Consider the following 8,315-nt stretch of genomic DNA (forward strand, 5'->3'; position numbering starts at 1 on the left):
GGGCCCGTTTCTTGGGGGCGCCCTCCGTGGCGTCCGGCGGGGGGCCCCGGCGCCCGCCCCCCCCCCCCCCCTACCTTGGGGGGGGGTGGCGCCCCTCCGCCCCCCCCCACCCGCCCCTTTCCGCTGTCCGTCTCAGATCCAGCCGTCGAGCGGGACCTCCTCGCAGAGCCGGACGACCGGCCTGCGGCCGGTCACACCGACACCCGAGGAGAGCTTGACCCGGACGCCGGGGCGCACGGCGTGCAGGGGCCCGTCGACGCGGCAGCGGACCGTGAACCCCTCCGTCATGTACACCGGCCAGAGGTCGGCATCGGCCGCGGCGACCCCGCGCCGTACGGAGATCACGCCCTCGCCGTCGCTGAGTTGGGGGGTGAGCTCGGTCGACCCGCAGGTCGGACAGAGCAGTCGCTGGAACGTCGTGGTGTGGCACCAGCGGCAGCGCTGGAAGTAGAGCTCGGCGTCGGGGGCCGATTCCTCTGCGGCCCGGACGGCGGTCCCGCTCCTCATTCCCGTGTGGAACACGATGCCTTCTCCTTGCACTCGGCGGCTCGACCGTGCATGGAGCAAAGATATGGCACTGAGTGCCATCAAATAAAGACCTGAGTTCCCTCAATTAGAGATACCGGGAACCCCGGGCGGGTTTTTTCCGTCCGCTCTCAGCCCTCGCCGAGGCTCGACTCCACCTCGCGCACCACGCGCCACATGGGCGTGGACCGCTTGGTGATCACCACCACGACGTCCTCGGTCTCCTCGGCCGGCGCGTCCACGACCGCGTCGGGGCTCCAGGTGGCGCGGACGAACTCCAGGGCCCGGTCGACCTCGGCCAGCGGGTCGCCCTCCCCGCCCGAGCGCAGCCAGTGCCGCAGGGCGTGGTTGTGGGCGGCGACCACGGCCGCGGCGGCCACGTTGGCGCGCAGGGTGCCGTCCCTCCGGTCGGCCCAGCGGGTGCGCAGATAGTCGCCGAGGGTCTTCTCGTACCGCCAGACGACCGAGAGTTCGTACGTGCGCAGTCCGGCCACCTCGCGGGTGAGCCGGTAGCGCTGGACGGAGAAGGTGGGGTTCTCCGCGTACATCCGCATGACGAGCCGGGCGGCGCCGCAGACCCGGACCATCGGGTCGTCGGAGTCGGCGCTCGCCGCGAGAAAGCGGGTCATGTCCTCGAGGCACTGCTCGTGGTCGGGGAAGACCACGTCCTCCTTCGACGGGAAGTACCGGAAGAAGGACCTGCGGCCGACGCCCGCGAGCGTGACGATGTCGTCGACCGTGGTCTGCTCGTAGCCACGCTCGAGGAAGAGCCGGAAGGCGGCGGCGATGAGGGAGTCCCGCATCGCTGGCTTCGTGGAGTTCGTCGACGCTGTTCCCATGGGCCGAACCTAACATTGGGAACGGCTCGGTGCGGCACTAGGTGCCGGAGGAATCCGGCACCGAGTGCCGTCAAGAGGGTACGGAGGCTCAGCGAGCGGTCATGCGGAGAGCACCGTCCATGCGGATCGTCTCGCCGTTGAGGTAGTCGTGCTCGGCGACCATCGTCACCAGGCGGGCGTACTCCTCCGGGCGGGCGAGGCGCTGCGGGAAGGTGACGCTCGCGGCGAGACCGGCCCTGACGTCCTCCCCGAACCCGGCCATCATCGGGGTGTCGACGATGCCGGGGGCGATGGTGACGACCCGGATGCCGAACTGCGCCAGGTCACGGGCGGCGGTGACGGTCATGCCCGCGACGCCGGCCTTCGACGCGGCGTAGGCGATCTGGCCGACCTGCCCTTCGAAGGCCGCGATCGAAGCGGTGTTGACGACGAGACCGCGCTGCCCGTTCTCGTCGGGCTCGTGCCGGGCGATGGCCTCGGCGGCGAGCCGCATCACGTTGAACGTCCCGAGCAGGTTGACGTCGAGCACGGCCCGGAACAGGTCGAGGTCGTGCGGACGCTTGCGGCCCAGGATGCGCGCGGAGGGGGCGATGCCCGCGCAGTTCACCGCGAGCCGCAGTTCGGCGCCGTCGGTGTCGATCGCGGCGAGGGCCTCGCGGACCTGACGCTCGTCGGTGACGTCGGCGGCGAACAGCCGGACGCCCTCGGGCAGCGTCCCCGCGGCGGCCACCGCCTTGTCGAGGTCGAGGCCGTAGACGCTGGCACCCCGGGCGGCGAGTGCCGCCGCGGTGGCGGCGCCGAGACCGGAAGCGGCGCCGGTGACGAGAGCGGCGGAGCCGGCGATGTCCATGGAACTCCTCGTTCGTGTCGTGCGGGTGCGACCCCTGCCGCCGGGTTGGCCGCCGGATCGGGCGCGTGCCCGCGGAGGACCACGCGGTCCGCGCGGTCTGCGCCGCCCACCATAGAACCGCAGGCCGCGGCCCCGGAAGCGGAAGCTGCGCCTTCGCGGGGAAGCAAGCCCCGGACCCGCTCATCGAAAGTACGACAATCGACTGAATGCCTCGACGGAAGGCCCACCGGTCGGCCAGACTGCCCGGAACAGGCCTTCACGCAGGCCCCGTTGGCAACAGCGGCATCAGAGTGCACAGGTACGGGGGAGCACATGACAGGGACGATCCAGCGGTGGACGGGACGCATAGCGGGCACGACGGCCGCGGCGGTGCTGATCGTCGGGGGCACGACGGGCACCTCGTTCGCCATCGAGAACCCGCCTACGGTCGACATCACCGCGAACTTCGGTGTGGTCGCGACCACGCATCCCGACACCGTCGGCTGCGACGGCTACAAGGTGACCGGGACGGGGACGGCCACCGGCAAGCCGGTCACCGGCACCTGGACGCAGACCGAGGACGCGTGCACCGCGACCGTCGCCGGCAAGTACGAGATCAAGGGGACGGCGATGGTCACCGAACCCGACGGTGACAAGTTCAAGATCAGCTACCACCTCACCGCGCCGCTGACCTCGGACACCATGGTCTATCCGACCGGCACGTTCTCGATCCTGCGCGGCGAGGGCACCTACGAGGACGCGACCGGCGGCGGTCAGATGAGCGCCCAGGTCAACCTGCTCGACCACGATCACGTCACGGCCCGTCTGACGGGGTACATCCGCTTCTTCTGGCAGGTCTGATCCGCCGTCGGTCGGCCGGACGGCGGGCGACGACACGCGCTTCGTCGCCCGCCGCGAGGCCGGTGCCAGGCCGGGGTCAACCGATCGGATGACCCCGGGGTCCACCGTTACGGGCGGCGGACTCAGCCGGGACGACGACCGGCGGCGCGGGGGAACGACCCCAGGATGGAAGGGAAGCGGGCCACGGATCCCCGACGGCCCCCGCGGTTCCCCGAGTTCCCTGGAGCAGACCCCATGAAGCACGTGAAGAAGGCCTCCTCGCGCACCCGTGTCGTGACCGGTGGCGCGATCGTCGCGGCGCTCGCCCTCGGCGGCTTCGGTGCCTACTCGGCCAGCGCCACCGGCGAGAGCACGGCGGCGGCCCCGGCCGCGGCCGCCGCCAGGGCGGACGCCGGGAACAAGAACACCACGCGGTCGACGCACCTGACGATCGAGGCCGCGACGAAGGCCGCGCAGGCGACCCTGGACGCCGCCGAGAAGGAGAACCAGCGCGTCTCCGTCGCCGTCGTCGACCGCAACGGCAACACCATCGTCACCCTCCGCGGCGACGGCGCCGGCCCGCAGTCCTACGAGTCGGCCGTCAAGAAGGCGTACACCGCCGTCTCCTGGAACGCCCCGACCTCCGAGCTCGTCAAGCGCCTCGCCAACGCCCCGACCCTCAAGGACATCCCTGGCACCCTCTTCCTCGGCGGCGGCGCCCCCGTCACCGCCAAGGGCGCCCCCATCGCCGGCATCGGCGTCGCCGGCGCCCCCTCCGGCGACCTCGACGAGAAGTTCGCCCAGGCCGGCGTCGCCTCCCTCGGCAAGTAGTCCGGCACTCGCGCCCGTACGGGGAGGTCCGCCATGAACGCGCACGACGACTCCCTCCTGGCAGCCGCCGCGAGCGGTGACACGGACGCCGTGCGCGCGGCCCTCGCCGCGGGCGCCCGGGTCGACGCCCGTGACCGGCACCGGCGCACGCCGCTGCTGCGTGCCGCCCTGCGCGACCACGTCGCCGCCGCGCGTCTCCTCCTCGCCGCGGGCGCGGACCCGAACGCCCAGGACGACCGCCGCGACAGCCCGTGGCTGGTCACCGGCGTCACGGGGAGCGTCGCGATGATGCGCACGCTGCTCCCCGCGGGCCCTGATCCGGGCATCACCGACCGCTACGGCGGTACGGCCCTGATCCCCGCGGCCGAGCGGGGTCACGTGGCGTACGTCCGGGCGGTTCTCGACGAGACCGCGATCGACGTCGACCACGTCAACCGCCTCGGCTGGACGGCCCTCCTCGAGGCCGTGATCCTCGGCTCGGGCGCCCGCCCCCACCAGGACGTCGTCGCGCTCCTCCTGGATGCGGGCGCGGATCCCGGGCTGCCGGATCCGTACGGTCGTACGGCCCTGGACCACGCCACCCGCCACGGCCTCACCGAGATCGCCGCCCTCCTCACCCGGCCGCGGGGAGCCCGGGCGCGGGGAGCCCGGGCGCCGTCCCGCCGCTGACGCCTACTTCTCCGCGAGGGAGAGCCCCCGGCTGATGACCAGGCGCTGGATCTGGTTGGTGCCCTCGAAGATCTGGGTGATCTTGGCTTCGCGCATATAGCGCTCGACCGGGAAGTCACGGGTGTACCCGTAGCCGCCGAGGACCTGGACGGCGTCCGTCGTGACCTTCATCGCCGTGTCGGTGGCGATGAGCTTGGCCGCGCTGGCCTGGCGGCTGAAGGGGCGGCCGAGGTCGCGGCGGCGGGCCGCGTCCAGGTAGGTGGCGCGGGCCGCGTCGACGGCCGCGGCCATGTCGGCGAGGAGGAAGCCGAGGCCCTGGTGGTCGACGATCCGGCGCCCGAAGGTGGTGCGCTCGTTGGCGTAGGTGACGGCGGCGTCGAGGGCGGCCTGGGCGAGGCCCGTGGCGCAGGCGGCGATGCCGAGCCGGCCGCTGTCGAGGGCGCTGAACGCGATCTGGAGGCCCTGGCCCTCGTTCCCGACGAGCCGGTCGGCTTCGAGGAGCGCGCCGTCCCAGTAGGCGGAGGTGGTGGGCACGGCCTGGAGGCCCATCTTGCGCTCGGGAGCGCCGAAACTCAGGCCCTCGGTGGCGCCGGGGGCGAGGAAGCAGGAGACGCCGTGGCTGCCGGGCGCGGTACGGGCGAAGAGCGCGTAGAACCCGGCCTTGCCGCCGTGGGTGATCCAGGCCTTGGTGCCGGTGACGCGGTAGCGGCCGTCGTCCTGGCGCTCGGCCTTGCAGGTGAGCGCGGCGGCGTCGGAGCCGGCCTGGGGCTCGGAGAGGCTGTAGCCGCCGACGGTCCGGCCCTCCAGCATCGCGGGCAGCCACCGTTCCTTCTGCTCGGCGGTGCCGAAGGTGTGCAGCGGGTGGCAGGCGAGGGTGTGGACGCTGGTGGCGACGGCGACGGCGGCCCAGCGCGCGGCCAGCTCCTCGAGGACCTGGAGGTAGACCTCGTACGGCTGGCCTCCGCCGCCGTACTCCTCGGGGTAGGGCAGGCCGAGGAGCCCGGCCTCGCCGAGGGTGGCGAAAAGCCCTTCGGGATAGCTCTCGGTGGCCTCGTACTCGTCCACCCGCGGAGAGAGCTCCTTGTCGGCGATCTCCCGGGTGAGGGCGATGAGGTCCGCTGCCTCGGGGGTGGGAAGCAGGCGGTCGACATCCATGGCGACTCCAGCGGCGCGCAAAGTGGTACTGGGGAGGGTACTCCAGTACCGGTTAGCGTAGCGCAGAAGGAGGTTGCCGTAACCCCCCGAAGGGACGGCCTGGAATACTGTTCGGGTGATCGAGACCCGAGCCGCCGACACCCCGAAACTCACGGGTCGCGGCGCGGCGCGCCGTTCCGCCCTCTTCGAGGAGCTGGTGGCCCTCCTGGTCGGCGAGGGGTTCGCCCGGCTGACGCTCGACGACCTCGCCGCACGCCTGCACTGTTCGAAGCGGACCCTCTACGGGCTCGCCGGCAGCAAGGAGCAGCTGGTCCGGGCCGCGGTCGTGCACTTCTTCCGGCGCGCCACGGCCCGCGTCGAGGCGGGCCTCGCCGCCGCGACCGATCCGGCGGAGCGCCTCGCCGCCTACCTCCGGGCGGTTTCGGCCGAGCTGGCTCCGGTCTCGCCGCAGTTCTTCGACGACGTCGCCGCGTTCGAGCCGGCGGCGGAGGTGTACGAACGGAACACGCGCGCGGCGGCCGGCCGGGTGCAGCAGCTCATCGAGGAGGGCGTGCGCGCCGGGGCCTTCCGCGAGGTCCATGTGACCTTCGCGGCCGACGTCATCTCCTCGGTGATGGTCCGCATCCAGCGGCGGCAGGTCGCGGCGGCGACGGGCCTGGCCGACGCCGAAGCGTACGAACAGCTGGCCGAGCTGCTCCTCAGCGGCCTCCGCAGGGCCTGAAGCCCCCGGGCGGGCCCATCCGGCCGGACCACACCCTCTTTCGATCACCCTGGGCATCCGATCCACTACTGTGTGCTGCGCCAACGACCACCCCACCCAGGGAGGCCTCCGCGTGGAGCGCAGCCGTACCGTCCCGAGGATCCGTGCCGTACTCGCCGCCATGGGCGTCACCGCCGTCCTCACCGCGGCCCCCGCGGCGCAGGCCGCACCGGCCGAGAAGCCCGCCGCCGCTCCCCCGGCCCCCTGCACCGGGGAGTTCAAGGGAGACAAGCGGCTCGGCCCGAAGCACCTGCCGAGGACGTGGCAGGATCCGGTGGGTCCGCTGCTCAACCGCTACCAGCGGACCGGGCAGCTCTCGTCCGCCGACTTCCTCAAGAAGTACTGGGAGGGTCCCGCCGGCACCGGCGGCTGGAAGTACCCGCCGAACGACGGCTTCGGCGAGGTCAACGGCACCGTCGACAAGGCGCCCGAGCTCCTGACGGAGGGCGAGCGCCTGGACCGCTTCGGCTCCGAGTACGGCTCCTTCCTCGCCCCGGCCGGTGACGCCTACGCCGAGCGGGCGCTGCCCCCGCAGAACCTCAACACGCGGGACGCGGCCTTCCCCTGCGACTACCACCTCTACGAGGTGACGCGGTCGTTCGTGGTCTGGGAGGGCTCGATCGCGCCCTGGTTCGAGCAGCCGGGCGGCGGCCGCCAGATCAAGCTGGACCCGGCCTTCCTGGACCCGGGCGAGGGTCAGCGGCTGAACGTGAAGTGGCTGCTCGACAACGGCTATCTGGTGCGCGTCCCCGCGTGACCGACCGCCGCGCGCTGGAACGGGCACTCCGGGAGGCCGGGGTGCCCGAGGCGTATTACTGGATCGAGGGCGTCCACGAACCGGCGCCCACCCCGCCCGACTTCGTCTATCTGCGGACGGGTCCGGGCGGGGCGGGCTGGGAGACCGGTGTGTACGAGCGGGGCGTGCACGAGCCGCTCGCCGCGCACGGCACCGAGGCGGGCGCCTGCGCGCACCTGCGGAGCCTGCTGGGCGCGTAGGAGGCGTTCCCGCTCGTCCTCACCTCTCCGCGACGCGTGGTCCTCCGTCTGCGAGAGTGGGTGGGCGAAGTGTTCCCGCGTTCAGGCCCTGAAGCCCTGCGGTGCTTAATTCAGGATGTGACTTAAACCTCAAGAGAAGAGTGCTTCCAGGCTCCCGGCAGCGGTATGTTGCGGTCAGGACTACTTCACCTGGGGGCCCAGTGACCATGCGGAACGGCCGCACCGTGCGGGACCTGCGACGCGAGAACCGCACCGCCGTCCTCCAACGCCTCTACTTCGACGGGCCGATGAGCCGCTTCTCGCTCGGACCCGCCACCGGTCTGAGCTCCGGTTCGGTCAGCAACGTCGTCGCGGAGCTCGTCGCGGAGGGCCTGGTCGAGGAGGCCGGCAGCGTCGACTCGGCCGGCGGCCGCCCCCGCACCCTGCTCCGGGTCACTCCGGGCAGCGGCTGCATGATCGGCGTCGACGTCGGCGAGACACGGATCAGGATCGAGCTGTTCGACCTCACCCTCACCGAGCTCGCGCGGACCGAGCGCCCCCTGACGGTCGAGGGACCCCAGCCGCACGACCGGTACGAGGTCGGCGTGGTCGTCGGTCATGTCCGGGAGGGCATCGCGGAGGTGCTGCGGGCCGCTGACGTGCCCGCGGAGCGGCTTCTCGGTGTGGGCGTCGGTGTTCCGGGCATCGTGGCGCGGGACGGCGGGGACGGCGCGGTGGTGCACGGCCAGACGGTCGGCTGGGACGGCGTTCCCCTGGAGCGGCTGCTGCGGGAGAGCGTGGAGCTGCCGGCCGAGGTGCCGTACTGGATCGACAACGGCGCCAAGACCCTCGGGCAGGCGGAGATGTGGTTCGGCGCGGGGCGGGGCGCGCA

The 8,315-nt window shown here is 72.4% G+C and carries 11 protein-coding genes; 7 read left to right on the forward strand and 4 right to left on the reverse strand.

Features of this window, described 5'->3' with window-relative positions:
• Positions 1-132 precede the first annotated feature (132 nt).
• The 3 genes from ACFVYX_RS33455 to ACFVYX_RS33465 form a co-directional block, all read right to left on the reverse strand.
• Complete coding sequence (locus tag ACFVYX_RS33455; protein ID WP_389685251.1) at positions 133-522, reverse strand: zinc ribbon domain-containing protein; 390 nt, start codon at positions 520-522, stop codon at positions 133-135.
• 134 nt (positions 523-656) lie between these two features.
• Positions 657-1,328, reverse strand: a complete 672-nt coding sequence (locus tag ACFVYX_RS33460; RefSeq protein ID WP_389685252.1) for a TetR family transcriptional regulator — start codon at positions 1,326-1,328, stop codon at positions 657-659.
• Positions 1,329-1,452: 124 nt separating this feature from the next.
• Positions 1,453-2,214: an SDR family NAD(P)-dependent oxidoreductase gene (locus ACFVYX_RS33465; protein ID WP_389685253.1), complete on the reverse strand. Its 762-nt coding sequence runs from the start codon at positions 2,212-2,214 to the stop codon at positions 1,453-1,455.
• A gap of 312 nt (positions 2,215-2,526) precedes the next feature.
• On the opposite strand from ACFVYX_RS33465, the gene ACFVYX_RS33470 reads away from it, so the two are divergent.
• From ACFVYX_RS33470 to ACFVYX_RS33480, 3 genes are all read left to right on the forward strand, one after another.
• Positions 2,527-3,054, forward strand: a complete 528-nt coding sequence (locus ACFVYX_RS33470; protein WP_389685254.1) for a hypothetical protein — start codon at positions 2,527-2,529, stop codon at positions 3,052-3,054.
• A 243-nt stretch (positions 3,055-3,297) separates the two neighbouring features.
• Positions 3,298-3,864, forward strand: coding sequence for a heme-binding protein (locus ACFVYX_RS33475; protein ID WP_389685261.1), 567 nt, complete (start codon positions 3,298-3,300; stop codon positions 3,862-3,864).
• A gap of 33 nt (positions 3,865-3,897) precedes the next feature.
• Entirely contained in the window at positions 3,898-4,533 is a 636-nt protein-coding gene (locus tag ACFVYX_RS33480; protein ID WP_389685255.1) for an ankyrin repeat domain-containing protein, read from the forward strand.
• A gap of 3 nt (positions 4,534-4,536) precedes the next feature.
• On the opposite strand, the gene ACFVYX_RS33485 is transcribed toward ACFVYX_RS33480, so the two are convergent.
• On the reverse strand, positions 4,537-5,688 hold the full coding sequence (locus ACFVYX_RS33485) for an acyl-CoA dehydrogenase family protein (protein ID WP_389685256.1): 1,152 nt from the start codon (positions 5,686-5,688) through the stop codon (positions 4,537-4,539).
• A 115-nt stretch (positions 5,689-5,803) separates the two neighbouring features.
• Between ACFVYX_RS33485 and ACFVYX_RS33490 the strand changes: the two genes are divergently transcribed.
• The 4 genes from ACFVYX_RS33490 to ACFVYX_RS33505 form a co-directional block, all read left to right on the forward strand.
• Complete coding sequence (locus tag ACFVYX_RS33490; protein WP_389685257.1) at positions 5,804-6,409, forward strand: TetR/AcrR family transcriptional regulator; 606 nt, start codon at positions 5,804-5,806, stop codon at positions 6,407-6,409.
• 160 nt (positions 6,410-6,569) lie between these two features.
• A complete protein-coding gene (locus ACFVYX_RS33495) occupies positions 6,570-7,205 on the forward strand; it encodes a TNT domain-containing protein (protein ID WP_389685263.1) in 636 nt (211 codons plus the stop codon).
• Entirely contained in the window at positions 7,202-7,444 is a 243-nt protein-coding gene (locus ACFVYX_RS33500) for a hypothetical protein (protein ID WP_389685258.1), read from the forward strand. The genes ACFVYX_RS33495 and ACFVYX_RS33500 overlap by 4 nt, the downstream gene beginning before the upstream one ends.
• Before the next feature lie 200 nt (positions 7,445-7,644).
• A partial coding sequence (locus ACFVYX_RS33505) for an ROK family protein (RefSeq protein ID WP_389685259.1) occupies positions 7,645-8,315 on the forward strand: 671 nt, incomplete at its 3' end.

The sequence above is a fragment of the Streptomyces sp. NPDC058326 genome, assembly GCF_042879855.1.
In the GTDB taxonomy this organism is placed as follows: domain Bacteria; phylum Actinomycetota; class Actinomycetes; order Streptomycetales; family Streptomycetaceae; genus Streptomyces.